Raw genomic sequence first — 25469 nt, forward strand, 5'->3', positions numbered from 1 at the left:
GCGAGCAGACTCGCATTGGACGGCCGGAAATTGGCCGCAGACGATAAGTGGCAGACAGTACCGGCCCACCCCACGGCCCGGCTGCAGCAAGGAGCCACCATGCATTTCGACGTCATCCTGCGCCACGGCGAACTGATCGACGGCACCGGCGCCGCCCGCTTCAGCGCCGATCTCGGCGTGCGCGGCGCACACATCGCCGCGATCGGCGACCTGTCGCACGCGTCGGCCGATCAGGTCATCGACGTCTCGGGCCACATCGTCGCGCCCGGCTTCATCGACAGCCACACGCACGACGATGCGTTCGTGCTGACCGATCCCGACGTCGAGCCGAAGGTCGCGCAAGGCGTGACGACCGTCGTCGCCGGCAACTGCGGGATCAGCCTCGCGCCGCTGCTGGCCGAGCATGAAGTACCGCAGCCGCTCGACCTGCTCGGCGCATGGCAGCGGTTCCGCTTTCCGAGCTTCGCCGCCTATCTCGACGCGCTCGACGCGACGCCCGCCGCGGTCAACACGGCCGCGCTGGTCGGCCACTCGACCTTGCGCGTGCGACACGTCGCCGATCTGCAGCGCGAAGCCAATGCGGCGGAGATCGCCGCGATGCGCGCGGACGTGCGCGAGGCGATGGCCGCGGGCGCGTTCGGCGTATCGTCGGGCACGTTCTACCCGCCCGCCGCCGCCGCGACGCAGGCCGAGCTGATCGACGTGTGCGCGCCGCTGCGCGACACCGGCGGCGTGTTCGCGACGCACCTGCGCGACGAGACCGCGCAGATCCTCGCGTCGCTCGACGAGGCGTTCGCGATCGGCCGCGCGCTCGGCGTGCGTGTCGTGCTGTCGCACCACAAGGTCGCCGGCAAGGAAAACCACGGGCGCTCGGTCGAGACGCTCGCGCGCATCGACGCGCAGCGCGCGCTGCAGCCGCTGTGCCTCGACTGCCATCCGTACACGGCCACGTCGACGATGCTGCGTGCGGATCGCATCCGCCAATCGTCGCGCGTGATGCTCGCATGGTCGAAGCCGCACCCTGAGCTGGCCGGCCGCGATTTCCACGAACTGCTGCCGCTGTTCGGCGATTCGGTCGACGCGGCGATCGACGCGCTGCGCCCGGCCGGCGCGATCTACTTCGTGATGGACGAAGGCGACGTCGAACGCATCTTCCGGCACGACCTGACGATGGTCGGCTCGGACGGACTGCCGAACGACACGCGTCCGCATCCGCGCCTGTGGGGCACGTTCCCGCGCGTGCTCGGCGAATTCTCGCGGCGGCGCGGACTCTTTCCGCTGGAGACGGCGGTGCACAAGATGACGGGCCTCACGGCCGCGCAGTTCGGTCTTGCCGGGCGCGGCGAGCTGAAGGTCGGTCATTGCGCCGACCTCGTCGTGTTCGATCCCGAACGCGTGCTGGACCGCGCGACCTTCGAGCATCCGACGCTGCGCCCCGAAGGCATCGACCATGTTTTCGTCAACGGCCGCGCGGTGCTCGCGCATGGGCAGCACACCGGCGCACGTCCGGGCCGCGCGCTGCGCCGTCAGGCCGGCACGCCGATTCGCCACAACGACCACCTCGCGGGGAACTGATCATGGCAAGCACCAACGACACGGCACGGATGCACGACATGCCATCCGAACGCGATGCCGGCACCGCCGCCGACATCGACGCCCTTTACGGCAAGCTCACGCGACGCATCATTCCGCTGATTCTCGTGTGCTACTTCTTCGGCTATCTCGACCGCGTCAACGTCGGCTTCGCGAAGCTTCAGATGGCGGCGGACCTCCACCTGTCCGAAGCCGCATACGGCGTCGGCGCCGGCCTGTTCTTCGTCGGCTATCTGCTGTTGCAAGTGCCGGCCGGCTGGCTCGTGCAGCGCATCGGCGTGAAGAAATGCATCGCGGGGTCCATGCTCGCGTGGGGTGTCGTGTCGATCGGCACGCTCGCGACGACCGGCCAGACCAGCTTCTACGTGCTGCGCTTCCTGCTCGGCGTGACCGAAGCGAGCTTCTTCCCGGCGGTGATCGCCTATTTCAGCGTGTGGTTTCCGTCGCGACGCCTGTCGCGTGTGATGGCGCTGCTGTTTCTCGCGATGCCGCTCGGCGTCGTGATCGGCGGCCCGCTGTCGGGCTGGATCATGGACGCGACGCACGGCGGCTTCGGGCTGCGCGGCTGGCAATGGATGTTCCTGCTCGAAGGCCTGCCCGCCGTGCTGCTCGGCCTCTATCTGCTCGCCTCGGTCACCGAGCGCATCGATGACGCGCGCTGGCTGACCGACGCCGAGAAGCGGATGATCCACGCGGAGATGGCGCAGGAAACCGAAGGCAAGCGCGCCCACCTCGGCGCCGCGCTGCGCGAGCCGACGCTGTGGCTGCTGTTCGCGACGTCGTTCCTCTACAACGTCGGCAACTACGGGCTAATTTTCTGGATGCCGACGATGATCAAGGCGCTCGGCTCGCTCAGCAACTTCGCGGTCGGCGTGGTCAGCGCGGTCCCGTATCTCGTCGCCTCGGTCGCGATGGTGCTCAACGCGCAGCACTCGGTGCGCACCGGCGAGCGTCGCTGGCACACCGCCGCGCCCGTCATCGTCGGCGGCGTCGCGCTGCTCGCGAGCGTCGGCATGCGTGCGCATCCGTTGCTTGCGGTCGTGTGCCTGACCGTCGGCGTGGCCGGCATCATGAGCACGCTCGCGATGTTCTGGAGCCTGCCATCGCGCATCCTCGCCGGCGAGGCCGCCGCGGGCGGCGCGGGGCTCGTCAACATCGGCGCGGCCGTGGCAGGCTTCGTCGGGCCGTCGATCATGGGCTATCTGAAGGCGATGACGGGCAGCACCGAGATCGGTGTCGCGCTGCTCGCGCTCACGCTGTTCGGTGCGGCTGCGCTGATCCTGTCGATCCCGCGCCGCTTCATCGGTCGCGCCTGATCATGCCGACCGATACGATCGACATGCGCGACGCGCTCGGCATCGCGCGCGCGGTTCGCGCGGGCCGGCTGAGCGCCGTCGAGGTCGCGCGGCAGGTGCTCGACGACATCGGCGCGCGCCATGCGCAGTTCAACGCGATCAGCATGTGCTTCGATACCCGTGCGCTCGAGGCGGCGGCGCGCATCGACGCGTGCGTGCGCGCGGGCCGCGACGCCGGGCCGCTCGCCGGTGTGCCGTTCGTCGTGAAGAGCAATTTCGACGTCGCCGGCTATGCGACCGTCGCAGGTTCGCCGACCCGGCTTCGCGCGCCCGCCGCGCGCTGCGACGCGGCCATGGTCGACCGCCTCGTGCAGGCCGGCGCAGTGCCGGTCGCCGCAACGCATATGGACGAATTCGCGTGCGGCGCGACCGGCGTCAATCCGCATTTCGGTGCGGTGCGCCTGCCGGCCGACCCTTCGCGCATGACCGGCGGCTCGTCGAGCGGATCGGCGGCCGCGGTGGCCGCCGGCCACGTGCCGCTCGCGCTCGGCAGCGACACGAACGGCTCGATTCGCGCGCCGGCTGCGCTGTGCGGCGTATGGGCGATCAAGCCGACGCACGGCCGGCTGTCGATGGACGGTTGCGTGCCGTATGCGTCTTCGCTCGACGTGGCCGGCGGGTTCGCCGCGAACCTCGACGATCTTTGCGCGCTTTACGACGCGCTGTCCGGTACGCGCCGCGACGACTCACCCATCGGCCACGCGCCGCTGCGCGTCGGCGTGCTGACCGGGGAATTCGAACGCCGAGCCGATGCACAGGTGCGTCGTGCGGTCGAGCGAGCGACCGCGTGCTTCGCGCAACACGACCATGTACAGGCCGAGCCGATCGATGAATCGGTGCTCGAGCCGATCCGCGGAAGTGCACGCCTCGTGTCGAACTTCGAGGTCGCGCGCCGTCATCGGGCGCTGCTCGATGCCGACGCGTCGCAGGTGTCCGCGCCTCTGCGGGAGCGTATTCGCACCGGGCTCGCCATCGACGATGCCGCGTACGCCGACGCGCTCGCCCATCGCGCCGAGTGGCAGGCACGCCTGGCTGCACTGTTGGAACGCTTCGACATCCTGATCGCACCGGCGACGCCCTATGTCGCGCCGCGCTTCTGCGATGCAACGGTCGACGTCAACGGCGAGGCGCTCGATTCGAAGACGACGCTCGGCATGTTCACTCAACCGATTTCGTTTGCCGGGTTACCTGTGGTCAGCGCGCCGTGCCACGCGAAGGGCGAGCTGCCGGCGGGCGTGCAGTTGATCGGGTGGCCCGGCGACGAGCGGCGCTGCCTGGACGCCGCGCGGCGGCTCGTCAATCTGGGCTGGTGAGGTGCGGCGATTTCCTGCCGCGTGTGTCACGCGTCAGTCGCGCGTGGCCGCCGGATCCGGCGCGCGGTAGTTCAACCGCTCGGACAGTTCGCCGGCCGCCTTCAGCACCTTGCCGACGAGCCCTTGGTCGAGCATCGACTTCTCGAGGAACGGCCGCGCGACGGTCAGCGTGACCGCGGCGACGATCAACCCGCTGCCGTCGCGCACGGGCGCACTGATCACCGAGATGCCGGGCTCGAACGACGACTCGCTCAGCGCATAGCCTTCCGCCGCATATTTCTGTGCACGCGCATGGACTTCGGCGGCCGTGCGCGGCGTATGCGGCGTATAGGTCGGCAGCATCGGTTCGGGAAACAGCGCTTCGAGCTCCGCACGATCGAGATCGCCGAGCAGCACATGGCCGTGCACCGACGCATGCGCGGGAATCCGCGTGCCGATATTGACCTTGATCGCGCTCATCACGGAATCGTGCGTCCACGCCTTCGCGACGAACACGACGTCGCGTCCGTCGCGCACGACCAGATGACTCGCGAATCCGGTCTCGTCGCGCAGCCGCTCGATCACCGGCGTGCCGATATCGGTCAGCGCGAGCGAACTCAGATAGTCGAAGCCGAGCTTCATCACGCGCGCGCCGAGCCGGTAGTCGCGGTCGCGATTCGCGCGTTCGAGGTAGCCGAGCGTATGCAGGGTTTGCACGAGGCGCAGCGCGGTCGTACGCGGCAAGCCGAGCCGCTGCGCAATCGCGTTGGGCGTCAGCACCGGCTCGCGCGCATTGAACAGTTCGAGCACCCTGAGGCCGCGCTCCAGCGCGGGTACCAGGTAAGTGTCGTCGTCGGAAGGCGTGCCGGTCGTATCGGGTGTATCTGGATTCATCGTGGGCTGGCGTGTCAGTCTTGCACGGTCGACTTCAGCGGTTCGGGCGAGCGGCCGCCGCGTGCGGGCGGATCGAGGTCGATGCGTTTGACCTCGCCGAGCAGGAACGTGTAGCACAGCGCGCCGATCACCGCGAACACGCTGATCAACCCGAGCGCCCACCCGAACGAACCCGTCTCGCGGACGATGAAGCCGATGGCGATCGGCGTAACGATACCAGACAGGTTGCCGACGAAGTTCACCGCGCCGCCCGTGATGCCGAGCATGCTGCGCGGCGCGATGTCGCCGATCAGCGACCACGACGCGGACGCGACGCCCTGCGCGAAAAATGCGAACGACATGATCGCGATCACGATCCAGTTCGTGTCGGTCAGCACTGTCAGCGTCATCGTCGGCACCAGCAGCAGGCCGGTGATGATCGGCGTCTTGCGCGCGGTGCCGACGCTCGCGCCGCGTCGCAGCAGCCAGTCCGACAACGCACCGCCGGCGAGTACGCCGATCGACGCGGCCACGAACGGCACCGAGGCGACGCCGCCCGCCTTCAGCACCGTCATGTGCCGCTCGCTGATCAGATAGCTCGGGAACCAGGTCAGGAAAAAGTACAGCGACGACAGCGACGCGAACTTGCCCGCGCAGATCGCGACGATCTGCCGGTTGCTGAACACGATCGCGAGCTTGCGCCACGGAAACGGTTCGCCGCGCGCGGGCTTGCCGGTCTCGACGACGGCGCCGCCGCGCCGGATGTGATCGAGCTCGGCCTGGTTCACCCATCGGCATTGCTCGGGATCGCGGTACAGCAGATACCAGATGCCGGCCCACACGATGCCGACGAGGCCCGTCGCGAAGAAGATCGCGCGCCAGCCGAAGGTGCCCGCGATCCAGAACAGCGCCGGTGTCAGCGCCGCCATGCCGATGTACTGGCCGACGAGATAGACGCTCGTCGCGCTGCCGCGTTCGCGCTGCGCGAACCAGATCGACACGACGCGGTTGTTGATCGGGAAGGTCGGCGCCTCGGCAATGCCCACGCCGAGCCGCAGCCCGAACAGCGTCGCAAAGCGGCCGGCGAAGCCCTGCAGGAACGTGAAGCTCGACCAGATCAGCAGCGCCAGCGCATACATCGCGCGCGAGCCGAAGCGATCGACGACCCAGCCGCCGGGCAGGTTCGCGAGCACGTAGGTCCATGAATACGCGGAGAACAGCACGCCGATCGCCACCGGGTCGAGTCCGAACTCGTGCTTGAGCAGCGGCGCGGCCACCGACAGGTTGGCGCGGTCGACATAGTTGACGACGGTGCCGACGAACACGAGAAACAGCATCAGGAAGCGGACGCGCGTGGGTTTCCGGGCAGCGGTATCAGGCATTCGGTCGTCTCTCGTCGGTGGCGTCGGTTTGGTCGTTGAATGACCATGTATGGACATTTAGACCATTGGAGCCGCGATCATCGCGCGGTCAAAAGTGCCGGTCAAGCAGCACTTGATTATTTTTCTGCTTGCACGGCGTCGAGCGGCAGACCTATGATTTTTCCACGCAATAACGAAATGACCACCTATGGTCATCTAAACAAAGATCGGCACTCACTCCCCTTCCGACTCCGACATATGAAAATCCTGCCTCGCACGCTCCTGATCGCCGGCTGCGGCGTCTCGCTGGTTTCGCTCGCCCATGCGCAAAGCAGCGCGTTGACGCTATGGGGGCAGGTCGATTCCGGCATCACGTACATCAGCAACAAGCGCGGCGGTGCGTCGTGGGGCACTGCATCGGGCATCGGTTCACCGACGCGGTGGGGGTTGCGCGGCAACGAGGAGCTCGGCGGCGGCTATCGCGCCGTGTTCGCGCTCGAGAGCGGCTTCAACGTCAATACGGGCGCGCTGATCAAGACCAATACGCTGTTCGACCGGCAGGCCTACGTCGGCCTCGACGGGCCGCTCGGCACGCTGACGCTCGGCCGCCAGTCCGATCTGATGGACGACGTCGCGATCCGCTATTCGAATGCGTTCTGGAATCGCAGCCTGTACTCGTTCCATGCGGGCAATCTGGACAGCCTGACCAACGGCTACCAGATCGAGAACGCCGTCAAATACCGCAGCCCCGACTGGTACGGCGTGCGGGTCGGCGCGTTATACGGCTTTGCAGGCTCGGATGCGAGCGGGCACAGCGCGGGCGCGTACGCGACGTACGATCGCGGCCCGCTGTCGGCCGGCGTCACCTACATGACGACCAAGCGGCGCGTGCTCGATCTCTACAACTACTTCGGCTGGACGCGCTTTCTCGGACAGACGCTGTCGGCGCAGCAGACGTTCCAGTCCAACGCGGTCGACAACCTCGGCATCGGGCTCACGTACCGGATCGTGCAGCCGTGGACGATCAACCTGCTGTACACGCGTACCGACATCAAGGGTGCGCGGTCGGCCACGCACATGCAGAACATCGATGCGGGCACGCTCTACCAGTTCACGGCGGCGGAGGCCGTCACGCTCGACTACACGTATTCGCGCATGGAGGGCATGCACTGGAACACGCTGGAAGCCGGCAACCTGTATTCGTTGTCGAAACGCACGCAGGTGCAGGCGACGCTGACGTGGCAGCTCGCGTCGGGCAACGGCGCGACGGCTGCGACCTATCCGAACGGGCCGTCGTCGGGCAGGTCGCAGTTGCTCGCGCATGTGGGGATCACGCATTCGTTCTGAAGGCGCGGTCCATACCGCCCGCAGCAGTCGCACGACGATAAAAAACGGGCCTATCGGCCCGTTCACGCTCCTTCATGAAATCGGCGTTGCTTCTCGCTCCGCTCAGAACCGGTGAATGATCCCGGCACCGAACGCGAACTGATTGCCGGTCGACGACGGCGCGGTGTTCAGCCCGTCGCCGAGCGTCGCGGTCGCATTGACGATATTGCCGGCGCCGTTCGTGCCGAGCGTCTTGCCCTTCGCATGCTGATACGCTTCGAGCAGATACAGCCCGGTGCGCTTCGACAGCGAGTAGTACTGCGACAGGTTGAACTGATGATATTGCGCGCTATCGGTGATGCCGTTCGATTCGGTCGCGCGCGTATAGGCATAGCCCGCACCGAAATCCCACACCGCCGACGGCTTCCAGTGCAGTACCGCGCCCGCCGTATTGAAGATCGCCGTATTGAAGAACTTCGATGCGGCACCCGGAATGTACTGCGTGTTCGTGTACGTCGCCGTTGCATCCCACGCGTCGCTGAACCGGTAGCTGAGGCCGACCGCGAAGCGCTGCTGCGCCTTCGCCGTCTGATAGCCGTTCGTGACCGCCGACACGCCGATCTGCGAGCCGCCGTTCGACGTCGTCGAATTCGCGCCCCACGTGCCGCCCGCGGTATTCGAGTTGTTGATGCGCTCGAACGCGACGCCGACACCGAGCGGGCCGGCCGCATACTGAATGCCGGTTGCCCACGTCGAGCCGGCGTTCGTGCTGCCCGCGACGCCGCCGAGCGAGTACGAGCCGCTCAGCGTCAGGCCGTACCATTTCGGCGACGTATATTCGATCGTGTTGTTCGCACGATAGATCGTGTCGAGCCCGTCGACGTCGCCCGGGTGCGCGCCGTAGTAGCCGGTGATCCATGTAATCGGGCTGAACGGCGCCATCGTCTGGTAGTACGACGCGTACTGTCGCCCGGCGGTCAGCGTGCCGTACGTCGCGTTGGTCAGCCCGACCCACGCCTGCCGGCCGAACATCGCGTCGGTGTACTGCGCGGCGCCGGTGCCCGAATTGAATCCGGATTCGAGCGTGAAGATCGCCTTCGTGCCGCCGCCGAGATCCTCCGTGCCCTTCAGGCCGAACCGGCTGCCGGCCCACACGCCCTGATTCATCTTGACGAGCGACTTGCCGCCGGACGTCGAGCCGACCGTCGTCGCGCTGCTCTGGTAGCCGATGCCGTTGTCGACGATCCCGTACAGCGTGACGCTGCTTTGCGCGAATGCCGGTGCAGCGACCGCGAACGCGACGCCGGACGTCAGCGCCGTCCGCCATGCCTGCTTCTTCATCGATATGTCTCCTTCGTTGGTTTTGTCTGACAGGATTGAAATGGCGAGCGGCGCATCGACGCCGCTCGTTCGATCAGGGGCGGTACGCACGCCAGCCGTTGCCGCCCGTGCACGCGAGTTGCGAACCGCTCACACGGCACGTCGCTTCGTAGCCCGGCGAGTACAGCCATTCGCCGGCCCAGTGCAGGTCGACGAACGGGTCGGCCTTCGGCGTGTCGGCGACGAAGTTCGCCGCGTCGTCGGTGCTGCCGCTGCCCGTGTAGCGCGCGGTGGCCGGATACGGAAACACCGGCCGCGTGCGCGTCGTGTTGCCGCTCGCGTCGACGATCGACGCGACGATTCGGCCCGGCGTCGCGCCCGTCTCGGTCCACGCCATCAGCGGCGTCAGCACGTCGAACACGTTCGGTCCTTGGCCGCCGCCGCAGTGCGCGACGCCGGGGAACAGGTAGAAGCGCGCGAAGCGGTCGACGGTCGCATCGCCCATGTAGCGCTTCATCGCTTCGTAGTATTCGATGCTCGAACGCGGCGAGATATGCTGGTCCTCGAGGCCGTGCCAGAGCAGCAGCTTGCCGTTGCGGCCGGCGAAGCGGCTCAGGTCGGGATCGGTCGCGGCGAGGTAGTTCGACGCGGGGACCACCGTCTTCAGGAAGCCCGCCAGCGTGAACTTCAGATCGCCGATCGTCGCGGACGGATACGATGCGTTGTAATAGTCGAGGTAGCGCAGGAACGGCAGCACGAAGCCGATCGTGCCGCTTTGCGCGGTGGCCGTCGCCGGCACGAACAGCGTCCAGTTCAGCTCCGAGCCCCACTCGCGCGATACGAACGGTTCGAGCCGCAGCCCGTCGGCCGTCGTCGCGCCGTCGTGAAGCCGGCGCACGACAGCGGCTTCCTGCGGCGTCAGGCAGGTCGCATCCGCCTGGCCGGTCGCGCAGACGAGCGTCGCGGGATCGAAGCGGCACGCGCGCGGATTGTCGATCACGCCGTCGACGACGCCATCCAGTGCATCGCATGCTTTCAGCACGGCGGCATGCAGCATCGGCAGCTTGCCGGCGAGCAGGATCGCGTTGCCGGTCTTCGGATCGGTGTTCACGGCGGCGGGCCACGCGTGATGAAACGTGTTCTGCACGATCAGATCGTTCGCGGGCGCACCGGCGGCGATCCCGTCGAAATCGTCGGGGTAGCGCTGCGCTTCCATCAACGCCTCGCGGCCGCCGTCCGAACAGCCGTCGAAGTACGCATAGCGTGCGGGTCGCGCATAGAAGCGCTGGATGATCGCCTTCGCGACCTGCGCGGTCGCATGCTCGGCGCGATACGCGAAGTCGAGCTTCGCGCGCGGGTCCAGCGCCCAGGCACCGTCGTTGCCGCCTTCGTGTCCCATGTCGGTCGCGGCCATCGCGATCGTGCCGTTCGTCACTGGCACGCAGGTCGATGCCATCGGCGCGTTGACCGACAGATTGCCGCACAGGCCGCCGCATCCCGTCTGCAGATAGCGTTGCGTCCAGCCCTGCGTCGGCAGCTGGAGCTCGAACAGCGATGCGCCGGGGCCGATCGTCCCCTTCACGTCGCACATCGGCGCGGGCAGCGTGTTGTTGCCGACGACCGTGCCCGCGGGCAGCACGGTCGCGGACGTGATCGTCACGGGGCCATCGGTCACGCCGCTCAGGTCGAGCGACGCGATCGCCTGACACGACATCGCCGGCATCACGGCCGGCAGATTCGCGAGACCGCCGCTGCTCGCTGCATTGGCTGCACTTGCTACCAGCGGCCAGCCGAGCATCACCGCGCAGAGCCACCCGATCGCGATCGCCAGCCGCCGCAGCAGCCGCTCCGTTCCGCTGCCCGTCTCGCGTCCAGTCGTGCGCCGCGCGCACACTGCGTTGCCGTTCGTCTCCATGTCCGTCTCCTGTCGTTTTGATTGGCGGCCGGCTCGCGCTTGTCGCGCGACGGCCGTTCGTGAAAGCGTCGACACGCGGTTGAACGCCGTGCATCGACAGGCGCGACGTTCGTTGGTCAGCATAACGAGCGACGTCGCATTGCTGCGTTGCGAACCGCGCGCCGTGCCATCCGATCTGTTTATCGCTCGGATGCAGCCGACGCGCGCGCCGACATCCGGTCGCGTATTACGACGTCACGCCGGCTCCATCCCGCATGCACGCTTTGCCGCATCGTTGTGCGGCGAAGCCAGATAGGCGAGAAACTGCGCGGCCGAAGCCGGTTCGCGCGCCGCCGTGCAGACGGCCGCCGCGAACACCGTGATCGACTGAATCGTGTCGGGAAGCAGGCCCGCGACGTCGATACCGTCGACGTTCGCCAGCTCGCTCAATTGCTGAAAGCCGAGCTCGACGTCGCCGGATGCGATCAGCGAGCCGACCGGCACGCCGGGCGGCGCCTGCACGATGCGCGACGCGAGCGCATCGGCGATGCCCCAGCGCGCGAACAAGCGATTCAGATGCACGCCGCTCGGCCCGGTGGAGTAGCCGATCCGGCGTGCGCGCAGCACCGCGTCGCGCACCGCGGCTTCGGTGCCGAGATCGGGGCGCGGCGTGCCGGCCGGCACCGCCACCGCGATGGCCGAGCGCGCGACGTCGACGCGGCCTTCCATGTCGACCCGGCCCTCGACCGCGAGCCGCTCGATCGCGTCGGCTGCGAGCACGACGAAGTCGAACGGCTCGCCGGCCTGCACGCGACGCGCGGCATCGACACCGCCGATCGACGTGACGTCGACGCGGCCGCCCGTGTCGTACGCATAGCACTCGACGAGCCGGGCGAGCAGCGATCGCGTCGCCATCGACGAGATGCCGGCGATCGCGGCCGGCGTGCGGGGCCCGTGTGCCATCGTCGCCTCCGCGTCAGTCGATATAGCGCAGGCCGGCCTGCCGCAGCGGCTCGCGCATGTCGTACATGTCGAGGCCGAGCACGCCGGACGCGAGCGTCTCGCGCTTTTTCGCCTCGTTCGCTTCGCGCGCCAGCGCCTTGTCGAGCACGTCGGCCGCCTGCGCGGCCGGCACCGCGACGACGCCGTCGTCGTCCGCGACGATCACGTCGCCCGGATGCACGAGCGCGCCCGCGCAGACGACCGGCACGTTCACCGAGCCGAGCGTCGCCTTGATCGTGCCTTTCGCGGAGATCGCCTTGCTCCATACCGGAAACTGCATCGCCTCGAGCACCGCGACGTCGCGCACGCCCGCGTCGATGATCAGCGCATGCGCGCCGCGCGCCTTGAAGCTCGTCGCGAGCAGATCGCCGAAATAGCCGTCCGTGCAGTCCGCGGTGATCGCGGCAACGACGACGTCGCCCGGCCGGATCTGTTCGGCCGCGACATGCATCATCCAGTTGTCGCCCGGATGCAGCAGCACGGTCACGGCCGTGCCCGACGCATGCGCGCGCGGATAGATCGGACGCATGTACGGCTTCATCAGCCCCGTGCGCCCCATCGCCTCGTGCACCGTCGCGGCACCGAGTTCGCCGAGCCGTGCGGCGACCTGCGCGTCCGCGCGATCGATCGTGCGGTAAACCACGCCGAGTTCGTTCATCTTCACTTCCCCTTCGCTTTCAGTTGCGCATCCAGGCGCGGATACACGCGGCGCGCATTGCCTTCGTAAATCTTGTAGCGCGCCTGCGCGTCGAGTGCCGACGCTTCGATGTAGCGCTTCGTGTCGTCGTAGTAGTGCCCGGTCTCCGGATCGATGCCGCGAACCGCGCCGATCATCTCGCTCGCGAACAGGATGTTGTCGACCGGAATCACGCCGGTCAGCAGATCGATGCCCGGCTGGTGATAGACGCACGTATCGAAGAACACGTTGTTGAGTAGATGCTCGGTCAGGAGCGGCTTCTTCAGTTCCTGTGCGAGGCCGCGAAAGCGCCCCCAGTGATACGGCACCGCGCCGCCGCCGTGCGGAATCACGAAGCGCAGCGTCGGAAAGTCCTTGAACAGATCCGACGTCAGGCACTGCATGAACGCGGTCGTGTCCGCGTTCAGGTAGTGCGCGCCGGTCGTGTGAAAGCACGCGTTGCAGCTCGTGCTCACGTGGATCATCGCGGGGATGTCGTACTCGACCATCTTCTCGTACAGCGGATACCAGTAGCGGTCCGACAGCGGCGGGCTCGTCCAGTGGCCGCCGGACGGATCGGGATTCAGGTTGACCGCGACGTTGCCGTACGCCTCGACGCACCGGACGAGCTCCGGAATGCAGGTCGCCACGTCGACGCCGGGGCTTTGCGGCAGCATCGCCGCCGGCACGAAGCGGTCGGGGTACAGCCGGTGCACGCGGTAGCACAGCTCGTTGCAGACGGCGGCCCAGGTGCTCGACACGTCGAAGTCGCCGATGTGGTGTGCCATGAAGCTCGCGCGCGGGCTGAAGATCGTCAGGTCGAGGCCGCGCTCGCGCATCAGCCGCAACTGGTTGGGCTCGAGCGACTCGCGCAGCTCGTCGTCGCTGATGTTCAGTTCCGCGACCTTCGGCCGCTCGGACGGGCTGTGAATCGCCGCGATCTGGCGATTGCGCCAGGTCTCGAGCGCCTTCGGCGCGGTCGTGTAGTGGCCGTGAATATCGATGATCATTGACACTCCTGTTGCATGACGTGCTGGCCGGATGCCGCGTGTCGGCGCCGGCCCGCGACGCGGGACGCGCGATCGTGCGGACGCGGTCAGTGCGCCGGTTTTTCCATTTCCTTCGGTTCAGGTGCGGCCGCGCGCTGCGTCGTGACGATCGCGATCGCCGCAAGCGTGGCGGGCACCGCGAGCATCGACAGGATCGCGTCGAACTTCCAGCCGAGGCCGAGCAGCGCGCCGCCGATCGCCGAACCGAAAATGCTGCCGAAGCGGCCCATGCCGAGCATCCAGCTCACGCCGGTTGCGCGCGCAACGGTCGGGTAGCGGCCCGGCGCATACGCGTTCAGCCCCGTCTGCGCGCCGCTCATGCAGAAGCCCGCCGCAAACACGAGCAGCGCGAGCGACGACGACAGCGCGCCGGCCCACGCGAGCACGGCCACGCACAGTGCGCCACCGAGATACGCGGCGCCGATCACGGGTGCCGGCCGCACCTTGTCCATCAGCCAGCCGACGCCGATCGCGCCGATCGTCCCGCCGATCTGGAACATCGCCGTCACGTTCGCGGCCGTGCTGACCGACAGGCCCGCATCCTTGATCAGTGTCGGCAGCCAGCCGGTCAGCAGATAGATCACGAGCAGTCCCATGAAGTACGTGATCCACAGCGATACCGTGACGACGCCGTAGCCTTGCGAGAACAGCACGCCGATCGGCTTGCGCGTCGGCAGCGGCGGCTCGTTCGAGACGAACGTCTCGTTGCCGTCGAAGCGTGCGCCGCAGACGCGGTTCAGCAACGCGCCGATGCGCTGCGACGGCGCACCGCGCACGGCGAGCAGCCGCGCCGATTCGGGCAGCAGCCACAGTTGCAGCGGAATCAGCAGCAGCGGCAGCGCGCCGCCGAACAGCAGTACCGCGCGCCAGCCGTGCAGCGGAATCAGCCAGCCGGCGACGAAGCCGATCAGCGCCGAGCCGAGATTGAAGCCCGTGAACATGATCGTGATCATCAGCGACCGCATCCGCTGCGGCGCATACTCCGACAGCAGCGTCGTCGTGTTCGGCATCGCGGCGCCGAGCCCGATGCCGGTCAGCAGCCGCAGCACGGCCATCTGAACCGGCGAGCCCGCATACGCGGTCGCGATCGTGAAGAGGCCGAACAGCAACACCGACGCGATCAGCACGCGCTTGCGCCCGAACCGGTCCGCGCTCGGGCCGGCGACGAGCGCACCGATCACGAGACCGATCGGCGCCGCGCTCATCACGAGCCCGAATTCCGGCCGCGAGATCGCCCAGTCGCGAATCACCGACGGTGCGACGAACCCCATGATCGCGACGTCCATCCCGTCCGCGATCACGACGAGGCAGCACAGCGCGACCAGCAGCCACTGGTAGCGCGACACCGGCCGGTCGTCGATGAACGACTTGATGTCGATTGTCTTTCCACTTGCCATCCTGTTTCTCCTGTCTCCTTGGCGGCGACCCGCGCTTCGCTTCGCCATCCTATTTATCTGAGCCGGTCTCCTGTGGAGGCCGGCGACGCACCCGGCAACGTTGCCGCGTGCGCGCGCGCATTCGCTAGCTTTCGTTGCCCTCCGTGCCGGCGTCCCAGCCGAGCGGCCCCGCGCTCTTGCCGGCGACCGAATACAGCGCGCCGGGCGCATTGCGCGTGCGCTGAAAATCTTCCAGCGATTCGCCGCGCATCGCCGCATAGATGTGCAGGTTCGACACGCCCGTCACCGCGCCGAGTTTTTCCAGCAGGAAAAAGATCACGCCGTAGCGCAGCAGGCCGGCCCAGTCGCGTCGGCGGATCAGGTCGCGCTCTTCGTCGCTGAGGCCCGCCGCCGCGAAGCTCGCTTCGGGGTCGGCCAGGAACTGCGCGCGATGGGCGGGCTCGATCATCCGGTGCAGATAGTCGTTGATCCGGTACGCACGCACCGCACGCGCGATCGTGAACGGATACGTGCCGGGCAGGCGCTCGACGCCGTCGAGTTCGGCCGCGATGCGCCGACGGTGCCGTTCGACGGCGGCCGTGTCGACGTCCGGGTCCGCACTTTCGTAGATCGCGGTCGCGATGCCCGTCATCGACGGCAGGTAGTAGCTGCGATGCCGGCACACGACGCCGGCCGGCAGCGCGCCGCGCATCGTGAGCCACATCACGACCTCGGCGCCTTCGAAGCCGCCGAGCGTCGCGTATTCGGCCAGCGTCATGCCGGCAAGACGTTCGGGATCGCGCTCGAACAGATCGAGAAAGCGCCGGTCCCATTCCGGATCGTTGAAGCCCGCGCGTTCGCCGTGCACCTGGTGCGACAGCCCGCCCGTCGCGACGATTGCGACGCGCAGGTCCTCCGGATAGCTTTCGATCGCGCGGCGCAGCGCCTGCCCGAGCCGGTAGAAGCGGCGCGCGGACGGCACCGGCAGCTGCAGCACGCCCATCTGCAGCGGCACGAGGCGCACCGGCCAGTCCGGGCGATGCGGACACAGCACCGACAACGGCGAGAAACAGCCATGATCGAGCGGCTTGTTCTGGAAGAACGACATGTCGAACTCGTCGGCCATCAGCGACTGGCCGATATGCGCGGCGAACGCCGGATCGCCGGCGATCGGCGGCAGGTCGCGCGCGCCGCCGCCTTCGTCGGCCGGATGCCATTGCGGCCCGACGCCGAGCGCGAATGCCGAGTAATGGTCGAAGAAGAACGACGTCACATGGTCGTTGTAGATGAACAGCAGCACGTCCGGGCGCTGCGCGTCGAGCCATGCGGCGAGCGGCGCGAAGTTCTCGAAGATCGGCGCCCAGACCGGATCGTCGCGCTTGTTCTTGTCGAACGCGAACCCGATCGTGGGCGTGTGGGAGGCGGCGATGCCTCCGATAATCCGTGCCATGGCCTGTGTGCTCCTTCGCGATGTTCGAATGCGGATCGTCCGCTCGACGGTCCGGCAGAATGGATGCGCGTGTGCGGTGTGCGCGTCGCCACCGTCGCGGCAGACGGTGCGCGGAGCGCGTGTCGCCGCTCGCCGTTGCCGCCCGATGTCCGGTTTCGATCGGACGAACAACGGATCAGATGGCCCGCCCGGTCGCCGGCAACGGCACGCACGCTGCTGACCAGGCCGAAATTACCCATTGCGCATCGTCGCCACCCAGTCGGGGTAAACCCTTGGTTTTGAGCGGAAAGTCGCATGTGGCGCACGTTCGGCGAGCGCGCCGCAGGCGTGCTGCACACGCCGCAGGCCCACGGGACAGGGCTTCCGCGCGCGGCCGTCGCGCGCCGCTCGGCGCGCGTGGCAGCGGCGCCGGATTCATCCCCGATAAATAAAACAGATACGTCGATAAGCACGACGCAAGCTCGGGCGGCGCCGTTCCGGTAAAGTCGATCGTCATGGGCGAGCGCCGCCGCGACGACGCTCGCGTGCCTTCCATCGAACTTCCGCGACCATGGATTCCAACGATCTGCCGAACCTTGCGTGTCTGTATGCCGTCCAGCGCGTTGCCGACACGGGCAGCGTCAGCCGCGCGGCCGCCGCGCTGTTTCGTGCGCAATCGGCCGTCACGCGTGCCGTGCAGGAAGTGGAAGCGGCGCTCGGCGAACCGCTGTTCGATCGCAAGCCGTCCGGCATGCTGGCGACGCCGGTCGGACGCGCGGTGCTGAAGCGCAGCGAGCGCGTCTTCGCCGAGCTCGGCGAACTCGCGAACTGGTGTGCGTTGCGGCAGTCGCGGCGGCGTGCGCCCGGCGAAGGCGGGCTGCCGGCGTATCTGCTGAACACGCGGCGGCTGCAGCTCTTCTCGACGCTCGCGCGGCACCGTCACATGCCGAGCGCGGCCCGCGCGCTCGGCGTGACGCAGCCGGCCGTCAGCAGCGCGATCCGGATTCTCGAAAGCGGCGCCGGTTTCGCGCTGTTTCATCGCCATCCGCGCGGCCTGCTGCTGACGGCCGACGGCGAAACGTTTCTGCTGCATGTGCGGCGCGCGCTGAACGAGTTGCGGCATGTCGCCGACGACGTCGCCGCATTGCACGGCAGCATCCAGGGCGTGGTGACCGTCGGCGCGCTGCCGCTCGGCCGCACGCTGATCCTGCCGGAAGCGGTCGCGCGCGTCGTCACGCGTTTCCCGAAAGTGCGCGTGATCACCGACGAAAGCGCGTACGAGGCGCTCGTCGCGGGCGTGCGCGCGGGCGACATCGACTTCATTCTCGGCGCGTTGCGCGCGAACGATGCGGCCGGCGACCTCGAGAACGAACGATTGATGTCGGAGAATCTCGTCGTGCTGGCGCGCCGCGATCATCCGCTCGCGCGCGTGCGCAATCTCGGGCTGCGCAGCCTCGCGGCCGCGCAATGGATCCTCCCGCGCAGCCATGCGCCCGCGCGCGGCCTGTTCGATGCGCTGTTCCGGCGCATGAAGCTCAAGCCGCCGATGCCGACCGTCGAAAGCGCCGATCTCGCGGTGATCCGCGGGCTGCTGCTGCATAGCGACATGCTGGCCGTGCTGTCCGCGCAGCAATTGCATTACGAATGCGAGTCGGGGCTGCTCGCGGTACTCGACGTGCCGATGCACGACACGACGCGCGACATCGGGCTGATCACGCGCAGCGGCAGCCCGCCGTCGCCGGCAGCGCGCGCGCTGATCGATGCGATACGCGTCGTCGCGACCGACATCGCACGCGGGCCGCGCATCGTCGCGCGAGAGGCCGCGCATTAGCGCGCGTGCGCTACTCGAGTTCGACGCCCTTCAGTTCGGGAATCAGGAATACCGTCGCCACCATGTCGAGTACGTACAGGCCCGCAAGCAGTGCAATCGCCGTCTGGAACGAGTAGCGCGCGGCGAGCGCGCCGACCGTCATCGGCCCGAGGCCGCCGATCGCGCGGCCGATATTCCACAGCACGTTCTGCGCGGTCGCGCGCGCCGCCGTCGGATAGCCTTCGGACATCAGCGTCCCGTATCCGCCGACCATCCCGTTCACGAACATGCCCATCAACGCGCCGGCCCACAGCATCGCGGTCGGATTCGACAGCTGCGCATAGGCGATGACGGTCGCGACCGAGCCGAGCTGGTAGATCAGGAAGGTCGGCTTGCGGCCGATGCGGTCCGCGAGCTGGCCGAACACCCAGACGCCGAGCATCATTCCGACGACGGTCGCCGCCGTCCACAGCCCTGACTTCGTCAGCGAGAAGCCCAGCTGCTTCGACAGGAACGTCGGCAGCCAGATCATGATGCCGTAGTAGCCGAAGTTCTGAACCGCGCAGAGGATCACGATGCCGGCACTGGTGCGCGCGGTGCGGCCGTCGGCGACGAGCATCCGGAACGCATTGGACGCCGGCTGCGCGGCGCGTTGCACGAACACCTCGGGCTCGTGCAGCCGGTTGCGCAGCACCCAGGCGAGCAGCGCCGGCACCACGCCGACGACGAACATCCCGCGCCAGCCGATATGCACGAGCAGCCACGGCGTGAGCAGCGCCGCGAGCAGCACGCCGACCTGCCAGCCGAGCGCGACGTAGCACGACACGCGCGCTCGCCGGTTCGCGGGCCACGCTTCGGCCGCAAGCGCCATGCCGATGCCGAACTCGCCGCCGAGGCCGATCCCGGCGACGGTCCGGTAGACGAGCAAATCCCAGAAGCCGCGCGCGAACGCGCACAGGGCCGTGAAGATCGCGAACAGCATGATCGTCCAGGTGAGCACGCGCACGCGTCCGTAGCGATCGCTCAGTGCGCCGAACAGAATGCCGCCCGCGACCGCGCCGATCAGCGTCCACGTGACGAGCGCGCCGCCCTCGCCCGGCGTCAACTGCAGCGCCGCCGTGATCGCGGGCAGCATGAAGCCGAGAATCAGCAGGTCGAAGCCGTCCATCGCATAGCCGATCGCCGAGCCGGCGAGCGCCTTCCATGCGTAGGGACCGACCTGCTGCACAGGCGGCGTCGACGAATCGCCGAGCGTCGAAGAAGGGAGATCTGCTGCCATCGTGTTCTGCCGAAAAATATTCGCGACATTCTAGGCGAATCGGCGGACGCAGAAAAAAGGAAAGCCGGCCGTCGAACGATCGACGACCGGCTGAACGGAATGCCGCAATGAAACCGCAGAAGAACGGCGACGCCACGCATCGCCGGAAAAACCTGCTCGCGCCAGGCGAGCTACGCCGACCTGCCGTCCGGCGCGACCTGCCTCAACCCTGATCGTCGCCGGGCCACCACGTCTTCGCTTCGCGATCGACGAGCAGCGAATCGAGATCCTTGCCTTCGAGCCATTTCGGCTTCGGACCGCGGCCGGACCACGAGCGGCCGGTCGTCGGATCGTAATACTTGGCCGGCGCCTTGCGCTTGCGCTGGACGATATAACCGAGCGCGCTCAGCACTTCCTGTTGCGTGATGCCGTACAGCTCGACTTGTTGCTTGAATGCCGCGAGTGCGGCCTGCTTCTCCTTCTGCTTGGCTTCCGACAGCTTGATGTTCAGGTCTCGAAGCTGTGCTTCGAGATCCCGCAGGGCCTGGGTCATTGATTCATCCTCTTTGGGCATGTTTTCTGAAAAACTCCGATGGCCGAACCTAACACGAAGTTCCGCCGATCCGTGTTGCAATGTGTGACGCGGCCGACCGAGCGGCGTCCGAACTTCGTCGAACGCCGGCGCGCCGTCGAACCGCAACACGCGCGCGCGCACGACGCACGCGGCCGGCGACGACCTCCTCGCCGCCGGCTCCGCCCCCTGGCACAGGCGGCATGGCGCGAATGATAGCAGTGCGCGACCCGCGCGTTTCAGGACTTGTGCGGCGCAGTCGATGGCGACGGAAGCGACGGAAGCGGCGGTGCATCGCGCAGCACCTCGCGCAGCGCGGTGTCGAACGGCGTCGCATGATGAATACCGAGCGCGTGCAACTGCGCCGCGTCGAGATGGCAGTCGTACGGACGCGGCGTCGCATCGGCCGGCGTGTCGATCGGCGCGAGCGATGCGCGCAGGCCCAGCGCGTCGGCGATGCGCTGCGCGATCTCGTACTTCGTCATCGCTTCGTCGCCCGACCAATGGCGGATGCCGAGGACCGACGCACCGGCCAGATGCCGATGCAGGAGATCGCGGATCACGGCCGCGACGTCGGGCGTGTAGGTCGGATAGCGGATCGCCCATGCGTCCATCCCGACCGCATCGGCGCCCGCGCGCGCGGACGCGACGATCGCCGGCACGAGGCTCGTCACCGCCGACTCGCTCCAGTCGGCAATCGGTCCGTAGAGCAGCGGCAAGCGCAGCACGCACGACAGCGGCGACGCGGCGAGCAGCGCCGCTTCGCCTTCCAGTTTCGTGCGGCCGTAGACGTTCAGCGGATTCGGCGTCGCATCCTCGCGATAAGGTGCTGCGCGCCCGTCGAAGACATAGTCGGTCGAGATGCCGAGCGTCCATGCGCCGTAGCGCGCGGCGAGCGCGCCGATGCGGGCCGGCGCGTCGACGTTGATGGCGCGCGCACCGGCCGGATCGCGCTCGCAGACGTTCGGGCGCCGCTCGGCCGCGCACACCACGACCGCCGCCGGCCGATACAGGTCGAATGCGCGTTCGAGCGCCGGCCGATCGAGTACGTCGAGTATCGCGATCTTGTCGGGCGGCAGCGCGAGCAGGCGTGCGCCGCGCGTATCGCGGTTGCGGATCGTGGCGATCGTCGCGAACGCCGGATCGCGCGCCAGCGACGCGACGACCGCGCGGCCGAGCAGGCCGGACGCGCCGATCACGAGAACGGTGGCGGGACGGGACGACGGGGAAGCGGCGGTCATGGGGGCAGTGCAGGCGCAGGCCGTGGCGGATTCCGGTCGCCCATCTTAGCGAAGCGCGGGCGTCCCATCAAAAAAGCCCGGCGCACGCGTCGCGCGCCGGGCTGCCGCATCCGCCGATGCGCCGCTTCGTCACTGCCGGTCGACCGAATACCGGCCGGGGCCCGTGAGCGCGAGCAGCAGGAACGCGCCGACGATGCTGATGTTCTTGTAGAAGTTGATCATCGCGAGGTACTGGTCCATCCCTTGCAGCGACCAGTAGCGATGGCCGATGAACGCGGTCGCGAGCGTATAGACGGAAAACGCGAGCGCGAGCGGACGCGTGTAGAACCCGATCGCGATCAGCACGCCGCCGACCAGCTCGACGCCCACCGCAATCGCCGCCGACAACTCGGGCGACGGCGAACCGGTCGACGCCATATAGGCGACGGTGCCCGCAAAGCCGGTCAGCTTTTGCCAGCCGAACAGCACGAACAGGATCATCAACAGTACGCGAGCGGCCAGCAGCAGCTCGTCCTTCTTCGATTCCAGCGACAGGTAACGCATGGCAGTCATCCTTCAATTGACGTTCGTTGCATCCGCAGCGAGCGGCCGCCATACAGGGCGGCGACGTCGACGACGGACCCTTTCCTCGCACGATCGATCCCCGCGCCGGTCGGCGCGCGTCACGTAGAACCGTCCCGGCCGCACCTTCACGGCGCGGGCTTCGAAGCGGTTTCGGCGAAGCACGGGTGCAGTCTACTGTCCCGTTGAAATTCATCAATTGGCTGGATTCTGATTGGCTGTCACGGTTTGGTGGACAATTGAACGGATTGCCGACACGGAAAATGGAGACGCCGCACGACGCGGCACCCTGCGCTGCCCTCGCAGAACCGGCCTCATACGGCCGCATGCCCGAAGCTATCCACAGTTTTCGTGCATAACCCTGTGGACAACCTCCGTCCGAGCGGCACGCCGTCGGGCGCGCGTCGGTGCCGCTACCGAGTCAGTGCTGGACGCCCCAGCGGCGCACGGTCACGCGCTCGAGCGTGTCGAACACGAGATGCTCGACGAGCAGCCCGATCACGATGACGGCCGCCAGGCCGGCGAACACGCGGTCCGTATAGAGCTCGTTGCGGTTCTGAAAGATGTACCAGCCGAGCCCGCCCTGCCCGGCGCTCGCGCCGAACACGAGTTCCGCGGCGATCAGCGTGCGCCACGCAAACGCCCAGCCGACGCGCAGCCCGGAGAGGATCGACGGCAGCGCGGCCGGCACGAGGATCAGCAGTACCTGCCGCAGGCCGGTGAGGCCGTAGTTGCGGCCCGCCATCCTGAGCGTCGCCGGCACGCCGACGAAGCCGGTATACATGTTCACCGCGAGCGGCCACAGCACCGCATGCACGAGGACGAACAGCAGGCTGCCGGTGCCGAGCCCGAACCACAGCAACGCGATCGGCAGCAGCGCGATCGACGGCAACGGATTGAACATCGACGTGAGCATCGTCAGCAGATCGCGGCCGAAGCGCGTCGACACCGCCACCGACGTCAGCACGAACGCGAGCAGCACACCGAGCGCATAGCCGCGCAGCAGCACCGACATCGAGATGCCGGTCTTCACGAGCAGCTCGCCCGACACGATGCCGTCGACGAACGCGGCGAGCGTCGCGCTGAAGGTCGGCACGAGCAGATCGTTCGCGACGACGCGCGCGACGAGCTCCCATGCGGCGATCAGCACGAACGCGATCGCCGCGCGGCGAAACCACGCCGCGTCGGCGACACGCCGCACCAACGGCAACGGCGCCGCGCGCTCGGCGTCGCGCGGCGGTTCGAGCTCGCGCTCGTATTCGGCGCGCACGGGCGGCAGGACGGGATCGAACGGTCGCATCAGGCGGCCTCCTCCGTCTGCGGTGTATCGGTGTCGAACAGCAGCCGATGAATGCGCGCGACGCTCGCGCGGAAATCGCCGCTGCCGACGCTGTCGAGCCCATACGCATGACTGTTGAGCTCCGCGCGCACGCGGCCCGGATGCGGCGACAGCAACAGGATGCGGTTGCCGACGACGAGCGCTTCCTCGATCGAGTGCGTGACGAACAGCAGCGTGAAGCGCGCGTCGTCCCACAGCCGCAGCAGCTCTTCCTGCATCTTGCGGCGCGTCAGCGCATCGAGCGCGGCGAACGGCTCGTCCATCAGCAGCACGCGCGGCTGCATCGCAAGCGCGCGCGCAATGGCGACGCGCTGCTTCATGCCGCCCGACAACGTATGCGGATACGCATCGGCGAACGTGCTGAGCCCGACCTTGTCGAGATAGTGCAGCGCACGTTCGCGCGCCTCGGCACGCGTCAGCTTCGCGGCGACGCGCAGCGGAAACGCGACGTTCTCGACGACGGTCTTCCACGGCGGCAATTGATCGAACTCCTGAAACACGACCACGCGATCCGGGCCCGGCCCGTGCACCGGCGCGCCGTCGAGCGAGATCGTGCCCGCGACCGGTTCGACGAAGCCGGCGATCGCCTTCAACAGCGTCGATTTCCCGCAGCCGGACGGGCCGAGCAGCACGAAACGATCGCCGCCGTACACGTCGAAGCTGACCTGCTGCGTCGCACGCACGATGCGCGTGCCGGTGCGGTACTCGAGCGTCACGCGGTCGACCGCGAGCAGACGTGCGCTATGCGCGGCGGACGGTGCGGCTTGCGGCGCCGCGCGATGGGCGTCACGCGACGCGGACGCGGACGCAGCCGTGCCCGTGTCGGACGACGCGCGATCGCGCGCCGCGAACGGCGGCAGCCAGGTGCGGGAAGAAGGGGCGTTCACGATCGAAGCTCTCGCGGATAAAACGTCGATAACGCATCACGATACGGCTGCCCGATGCGCACATCAACCAACGATTGCGCATAACCTAATCCGGGCGATGCATAAGCGTGCGTGCCGCCGCTGCAGCAGCGGCGACGCGTGCCTCGGCGAGCTCAGCTGCCGCCGGCCGTCGCCGGATCGTCGAAGAAATAGTCGCGCCACGAGGTCGGCTCGTGGCGAATCGCGCCCGTGCGATACATGAACTGCGCGAGCCGCAGCGTGTTCTGCGGCGCGATCTTGAACTGCACCTGCGGATTGCGCAGGATCTTCAGCAGCAACGCGCGATCGATCTTCGACCCGTTCGCACGAATGTAGACGTCCGCCGCACGCTCGGGGTCCGCCGCAATCTGCTGCGCGGCATCCGCGAGCGCGGCGACGAACGCGCGGTACGTTTTCGGGTTGTCGCGGCGAAACGCCTCGGTCGCGTACAGCACGGTCGCGGAGCTCGGGCCGCCGAGCACGTCGTACGAATTCAGCACGACATGCGCGTTCGGATTGCCGGCCAGTTCCTGCTCCTGAAACGGCGGGTTGCCGAAGTGGCCCGTGATCACGTTGCTGTTCGCGACGATCGCCGCCGTCGCGTCCGGGTGCGGGATCGCCTGCGTCAGCGCGTCGAGCCGGTCGAACTGACGGTCGCCCCATTGCTTGGCGGCCGCATACTGCAGCACGCGCGACTGCACGGAGACGCCGACGGCCGGCACCGCGATCCGGTCTTTCGCGCTCAGGTCCGCGATCGTCCTGACGTTCGGATTGGTGCTGACGAGGTAGTACGGAAAATTGCCGAGCGACGCGACGCCCTTCACGTTCTGCCGGCCGCGCGTGCGATCCCACACGGTCAGCAGTGGGCCGACACCCGCGCCGGCGATGTCGACCGCCCCGGACAGCAGCGCATCGTCGACGGCCGCGCCGCCCGACAACCGCACCCAGTCGACCTTGATGTCGAGCCCCGCCTTGCGCCCTTCCTTCTCGATCAGCTGCTGGTCGCGCGCGACGTTCAGCATCAGATAGACGACGCCGAACTGCTCGGCGATGCGAATCCGGCCTTCGGCATGCGCGGCCTGCGGCGCGGCCACGCCCGCGAATGCGAGCGCGGCGGCCAGCGTCGCGGCGAGCGCGCGACGCGGGCGCGATGCAGCGCCGGTCAGCGCGGACAGAAACGAAAACGACATCGGACCTCCGGTCGGAAATGAATGGCGGAAACGGGTACGGCGCGGCGT

21 protein-coding genes are annotated in these 25469 nt (G+C 67.9%); 5 read left to right on the forward strand and 16 right to left on the reverse strand.

Translation table 11 applies throughout. The features are described 5' to 3' along the window. Positions 1 to 99 precede the first annotated feature (99 nt). The 3 genes from BST28156_RS04930 to BST28156_RS04940 are packed head-to-tail and all read left to right on the forward strand — an operon-like array spanning position 100 to position 4261. A complete protein-coding gene (locus BST28156_RS04930) occupies positions 100 to 1575 on the forward strand; it encodes an N-acyl-D-amino-acid deacylase family protein (protein WP_012218356.1) in 1476 nt (491 codons plus the stop codon). 2 nt (positions 1576 to 1577) lie between these two features. Beyond that, positions 1578 to 2909 carry an MFS transporter gene (locus BST28156_RS04935; protein WP_012218357.1) on the forward strand — a complete coding sequence of 444 codons (1332 nt, stop codon included), beginning with the start codon at positions 1578 to 1580 and terminating at the stop codon, positions 2907 to 2909. Between the two features lie 2 nt (positions 2910 to 2911). Beyond that, a complete protein-coding gene (locus BST28156_RS04940; protein ID WP_012218358.1) occupies positions 2912 to 4261 on the forward strand; it encodes an amidase family protein in 1350 nt (449 codons plus the stop codon). A 33-nt stretch (positions 4262 to 4294) separates the two neighbouring features. On the opposite strand, the gene BST28156_RS04945 is transcribed toward BST28156_RS04940, so the two are convergent. Together BST28156_RS04945 and BST28156_RS04950 are read right to left on the reverse strand one after the other, a co-directional pair. Then, a complete protein-coding gene (locus tag BST28156_RS04945) occupies positions 4295 to 5134 on the reverse strand; it encodes an IclR family transcriptional regulator (protein WP_012218359.1) in 840 nt (279 codons plus the stop codon). A 14-nt stretch (positions 5135 to 5148) separates the two neighbouring features. Next, positions 5149 to 6495: an MFS transporter gene (locus BST28156_RS04950; protein WP_230943035.1), complete on the reverse strand. Its 1347-nt coding sequence runs from the start codon at positions 6493 to 6495 to the stop codon at positions 5149 to 5151. A 237-nt stretch (positions 6496 to 6732) separates the two neighbouring features. Between BST28156_RS04950 and BST28156_RS04955 the strand changes: the two genes are divergently transcribed. Then, positions 6733 to 7821, forward strand: coding sequence for a porin (locus BST28156_RS04955; protein WP_012464836.1), 1089 nt, complete (start codon positions 6733 to 6735; stop codon positions 7819 to 7821). Between the two features lie 102 nt (positions 7822 to 7923). Here the strand turns inward: BST28156_RS04955 and BST28156_RS04960 are convergent, their stop codons facing one another. The 7 genes from BST28156_RS04960 to BST28156_RS04990 form a co-directional block, all read right to left on the reverse strand. Then, on the reverse strand, positions 7924 to 9141 hold the full coding sequence (locus BST28156_RS04960; protein WP_012218362.1) for a porin: 1218 nt from the start codon (positions 9139 to 9141) through the stop codon (positions 7924 to 7926). 73 nt (positions 9142 to 9214) lie between these two features. Next, on the reverse strand, positions 9215 to 11035 hold the full coding sequence (locus BST28156_RS04965; RefSeq protein WP_012218363.1) for a tannase/feruloyl esterase family alpha/beta hydrolase: 1821 nt from the start codon (positions 11033 to 11035) through the stop codon (positions 9215 to 9217). A gap of 234 nt (positions 11036 to 11269) precedes the next feature. After that, entirely contained in the window at positions 11270 to 11977 is a 708-nt protein-coding gene (locus tag BST28156_RS04970; protein WP_012218364.1) for a substrate-binding domain-containing protein, read from the reverse strand. Between the two features lie 13 nt (positions 11978 to 11990). Next, positions 11991 to 12674: a 4-carboxy-4-hydroxy-2-oxoadipate aldolase/oxaloacetate decarboxylase gene (locus BST28156_RS04975; RefSeq protein ID WP_012218365.1), complete on the reverse strand. Its 684-nt coding sequence runs from the start codon at positions 12672 to 12674 to the stop codon at positions 11991 to 11993. A 2-nt stretch (positions 12675 to 12676) separates the two neighbouring features. After that, positions 12677 to 13702, reverse strand: coding sequence for an amidohydrolase family protein (locus tag BST28156_RS04980; RefSeq protein WP_006399197.1), 1026 nt, complete (start codon positions 13700 to 13702; stop codon positions 12677 to 12679). 86 nt (positions 13703 to 13788) lie between these two features. After that, a complete protein-coding gene (locus tag BST28156_RS04985) occupies positions 13789 to 15138 on the reverse strand; it encodes an MFS transporter (protein ID WP_006399198.1) in 1350 nt (449 codons plus the stop codon). Positions 15139 to 15262: 124 nt separating this feature from the next. Continuing rightward, positions 15263 to 16567: a gallate dioxygenase gene (locus BST28156_RS04990; protein WP_006399199.1), complete on the reverse strand. Its 1305-nt coding sequence runs from the start codon at positions 16565 to 16567 to the stop codon at positions 15263 to 15265. Positions 16568 to 17117: 550 nt separating this feature from the next. Between BST28156_RS04990 and BST28156_RS04995 the strand changes: the two genes are divergently transcribed. Continuing rightward, complete coding sequence (locus BST28156_RS04995; protein WP_012218366.1) at positions 17118 to 18377, forward strand: LysR family transcriptional regulator; 1260 nt, start codon at positions 17118 to 17120, stop codon at positions 18375 to 18377. A 10-nt stretch (positions 18378 to 18387) separates the two neighbouring features. Here the strand turns inward: BST28156_RS04995 and BST28156_RS05000 are convergent, their stop codons facing one another. The 7 genes from BST28156_RS05000 to BST28156_RS05030 form a co-directional block, all read right to left on the reverse strand. Further along, positions 18388 to 19635 carry an MFS transporter gene (locus tag BST28156_RS05000; protein WP_012218367.1) on the reverse strand — a complete coding sequence of 416 codons (1248 nt, stop codon included), beginning with the start codon at positions 19633 to 19635 and terminating at the stop codon, positions 18388 to 18390. Between the two features lie 202 nt (positions 19636 to 19837). Continuing rightward, positions 19838 to 20167: an H-NS histone family protein gene (locus tag BST28156_RS05005; protein WP_006399203.1), complete on the reverse strand. Its 330-nt coding sequence runs from the start codon at positions 20165 to 20167 to the stop codon at positions 19838 to 19840. A gap of 257 nt (positions 20168 to 20424) precedes the next feature. After that, positions 20425 to 21426 carry a dTDP-4-dehydrorhamnose reductase family protein gene (locus BST28156_RS05010; protein WP_012218369.1) on the reverse strand — a complete coding sequence of 334 codons (1002 nt, stop codon included), beginning with the start codon at positions 21424 to 21426 and terminating at the stop codon, positions 20425 to 20427. 129 nt (positions 21427 to 21555) lie between these two features. Then, positions 21556 to 21969: a DoxX family protein gene (locus BST28156_RS05015; protein WP_012218370.1), complete on the reverse strand. Its 414-nt coding sequence runs from the start codon at positions 21967 to 21969 to the stop codon at positions 21556 to 21558. A 439-nt stretch (positions 21970 to 22408) separates the two neighbouring features. Then, positions 22409 to 23287 carry an ABC transporter permease gene (locus BST28156_RS05020; protein WP_012218371.1) on the reverse strand — a complete coding sequence of 293 codons (879 nt, stop codon included), beginning with the start codon at positions 23285 to 23287 and terminating at the stop codon, positions 22409 to 22411. Then, positions 23287 to 24213, reverse strand: coding sequence for an ABC transporter ATP-binding protein (locus tag BST28156_RS05025; protein ID WP_012218372.1), 927 nt, complete (start codon positions 24211 to 24213; stop codon positions 23287 to 23289). The genes BST28156_RS05020 and BST28156_RS05025 overlap by 1 nt, the downstream gene beginning before the upstream one ends. 152 nt (positions 24214 to 24365) lie before the next feature. Continuing rightward, complete coding sequence (locus BST28156_RS05030; protein ID WP_012218373.1) at positions 24366 to 25421, reverse strand: ABC transporter substrate-binding protein; 1056 nt, start codon at positions 25419 to 25421, stop codon at positions 24366 to 24368. Between the last annotated feature and the right edge of the window lie 48 nt (positions 25422 to 25469).

It is taken from the genome of Burkholderia pseudomultivorans, assembly GCF_902499075.1.
GTDB classification, from domain to species: domain Bacteria; phylum Pseudomonadota; class Gammaproteobacteria; order Burkholderiales; family Burkholderiaceae; genus Burkholderia; species Burkholderia pseudomultivorans.

Excerpts from the sequence above, each read along its gene's own strand:
- BST28156_RS04990 (WP_006399199.1), bottom strand. The coding sequence starts at position 16,567 with ATGGCACGGATTATCGGAGGCATCGCCGCCTCCCACACGCCCACGATC.
- BST28156_RS04980 (WP_006399197.1), bottom strand. The coding sequence starts at position 13,702 with ATGATCATCGATATTCACGGCCACTACACGACCGCGCCGAAGGCGCTC.
- BST28156_RS04955 (WP_012464836.1), top strand. The coding sequence starts at position 6,733 with ATGAAAATCCTGCCTCGCACGCTCCTGATCGCCGGCTGCGGCGTCTCG.
- BST28156_RS05010 (WP_012218369.1), bottom strand. The coding sequence starts at position 21,426 with ATGACCGCCGCTTCCCCGTCGTCCCGTCCCGCCACCGTTCTCGTGATC.
- BST28156_RS04940 (WP_012218358.1), top strand. The coding sequence starts at position 2,912 with ATGCCGACCGATACGATCGACATGCGCGACGCGCTCGGCATCGCGCGC.
- BST28156_RS05030 (WP_012218373.1), bottom strand. The coding sequence starts at position 25,421 with ATGTCGTTTTCGTTTCTGTCCGCGCTGACCGGCGCTGCATCGCGCCCG.
- BST28156_RS04995 (WP_012218366.1), top strand. The coding sequence starts at position 17,118 with ATGGATTCCAACGATCTGCCGAACCTTGCGTGTCTGTATGCCGTCCAG.
- BST28156_RS05015 (WP_012218370.1), bottom strand. The coding sequence starts at position 21,969 with ATGCGTTACCTGTCGCTGGAATCGAAGAAGGACGAGCTGCTGCTGGCC.
- BST28156_RS04970 (WP_012218364.1), bottom strand. The coding sequence starts at position 11,977 with ATGGCACACGGGCCCCGCACGCCGGCCGCGATCGCCGGCATCTCGTCG.
- BST28156_RS04930 (WP_012218356.1), top strand. The coding sequence starts at position 100 with ATGCATTTCGACGTCATCCTGCGCCACGGCGAACTGATCGACGGCACC.
- BST28156_RS05005 (WP_006399203.1), bottom strand. The coding sequence starts at position 20,167 with ATGACCCAGGCCCTGCGGGATCTCGAAGCACAGCTTCGAGACCTGAAC.
- BST28156_RS04935 (WP_012218357.1), top strand. The coding sequence starts at position 1,578 with ATGGCAAGCACCAACGACACGGCACGGATGCACGACATGCCATCCGAA.
- BST28156_RS04945 (WP_012218359.1), bottom strand. The coding sequence starts at position 5,134 with ATGAATCCAGATACACCCGATACGACCGGCACGCCTTCCGACGACGAC.
- BST28156_RS04985 (WP_006399198.1), bottom strand. The coding sequence starts at position 15,138 with ATGGCAAGTGGAAAGACAATCGACATCAAGTCGTTCATCGACGACCGG.
- BST28156_RS05020 (WP_012218371.1), bottom strand. The coding sequence starts at position 23,287 with ATGCGACCGTTCGATCCCGTCCTGCCGCCCGTGCGCGCCGAATACGAG.
- BST28156_RS04960 (WP_012218362.1), bottom strand. The coding sequence starts at position 9,141 with ATGAAGAAGCAGGCATGGCGGACGGCGCTGACGTCCGGCGTCGCGTTC.
- BST28156_RS04975 (WP_012218365.1), bottom strand. The coding sequence starts at position 12,674 with ATGAACGAACTCGGCGTGGTTTACCGCACGATCGATCGCGCGGACGCG.
- BST28156_RS05000 (WP_012218367.1), bottom strand. The coding sequence starts at position 19,635 with ATGGCAGCAGATCTCCCTTCTTCGACGCTCGGCGATTCGTCGACGCCG.
- BST28156_RS04965 (WP_012218363.1), bottom strand. The coding sequence starts at position 11,035 with ATGGAGACGAACGGCAACGCAGTGTGCGCGCGGCGCACGACTGGACGC.
- BST28156_RS04950 (WP_230943035.1), bottom strand. The coding sequence starts at position 6,495 with ATGCCTGATACCGCTGCCCGGAAACCCACGCGCGTCCGCTTCCTGATG.